The 1,414-nt window shown below is 51.5% G+C and carries 3 protein-coding genes; all 3 read left to right on the forward strand.

The window, feature by feature from the left end; genetic code table 11:
* Positions 1–502: hypothetical protein (locus AC2VLY_RS12810; protein WP_486922406.1), on the forward strand; the 502-nt coding region annotated here is incomplete at its 5' end.
* A 102-nt stretch (positions 503–604) separates the two neighbouring features.
* On the forward strand, positions 605–850 hold the full coding sequence (locus AC2VLY_RS12815) for a DUF1496 domain-containing protein (protein WP_486892764.1): 246 nt from the start codon (positions 605–607) through the stop codon (positions 848–850).
* A gap of 5 nt (positions 851–855) precedes the next feature.
* Positions 856–1,414: TraU family protein (locus AC2VLY_RS12820; protein ID WP_486922407.1), on the forward strand; the 559-nt coding region annotated here is incomplete at its 3' end.

Below are 1,414 nucleotides of genomic sequence, written 5' to 3' on the forward strand. Positions count from 1 at the left end.
CGATTTAAGAGGGCTGGAAAACACCTCTCCAGAGGATCTGAAAAGAGTTCTGCAAAACGCCAAAGTCAAAATCGTTTTTGAACTGGATGCAGAAGATAAAAATGCCTCTGTAAGCAAATCGCATACAGAAGAAGAAATCTTGGCGATGTTTCCAACTTTGACCAGGGGAAGCAATCCCGGTGCTGATTATTACCTGAACATGATGCTTTCCGGTTACAGGCTGCTCTGCGCCGCCTTGGAAAAAGGCGGCTATTCGGTCGCAGACGAAGACGTAGTAAACATCTTGACTCATGCTGAAGTGATAGAAAACGTGCCCGTCTGGAAGGGTATATCGGGCACTCAGGAAGGAGATGATCTGGACGCCTTTCTGGACAAGCTCAGAGCCGATACAGACGCAGGATTCCGAGTAACTGAAGGTAAACTGAAGGATTGCTTTGGAGGATTCGCTGGGCGATTGGTTTTGCATTCTGCCTCGCTTAATGGGAAGGCAGAACAACAGTAGGTTGTTCATGCGGAATAACTATAACCCCGTTATGTCCCCCTGGTTTCAAAGTGTTGTCTATTACGGTTCCAAAAGAACCATTAACCTCTGAAGGAGATTGATATGCTTACCAAGAACATCGTTTTTGCATCGGTTGCTGTTTTATCCCTGGGATTTTCTGCTCTGGCGGTTGCCGGAACTCCAGCTCCAACCTGCGGAGGCAATCCGTTTCGGCCAGCGCATCAATGCTGCTACGCGAATCAGGAATACAGCATAGGTTCTCGCGTGAACCAGGCGGGCGTCGTTATGCGGTGCGATGCGCCAAAACCTACTTATCAAAAAACGGCACACTTCTCTAAAGCTAAGTGATTACTTTGAATCCAAAACGGAAAAAGAACTGGAAAAGAGCACTGATCTTTAGTGCTGCTTTTCTGTTTGCATCTCCGGCTCTGGCCTCTGGCGCACAGGTTGCAACCATGTGCCCGGATGCCGGGGTTTTTAAGGAGCTGATCGGCGGCGTGTGCTGGTCGGCCATGTTCCCGCTGCGTGTGGCCGGTATGACCTGGTTCGGCGGTAATTCCGGCGTGCCCAATGGTGCGGCTTCAGGGGCCACCTGCATCTGTGGCGGAAGTTTGCGGCATCTGCAGCTCCCCACTATTGGTATCCAGATTGGATACTGGCAGCCATCCATGCTGATCGAGGCGGTATCCCATCCCTTTTGCTCGCCGGTTCTGGGCGGTGTCAGCCTGGATCCGAGTTCGACGGTCGGGAACCAGTGGACCGGTTCCTGGGGCGGCGATGTCGGAAATGGAGTAACAACGGCGCAGCACAACAGCACCTTTTTCAATGTTCAGCTCTGGACTTTTCCGCTGATCACCATGATGCAGCTCGCAGACATCCCGGATTGCAATACTGGCTACCACGGGATGAATC

It is taken from the genome of Acidithiobacillus sp. TH-A36 (assembly GCF_057473445.1).

What these genes read in the sequence shown, in the direction of transcription:
- AC2VLY_RS12815 (WP_486892764.1), top strand. Translation starts at nt 605, where the DNA reads ATGCTTACCAAGAACATCGTTTTTGCATCGGTTGCTGTTTTATCCCTG.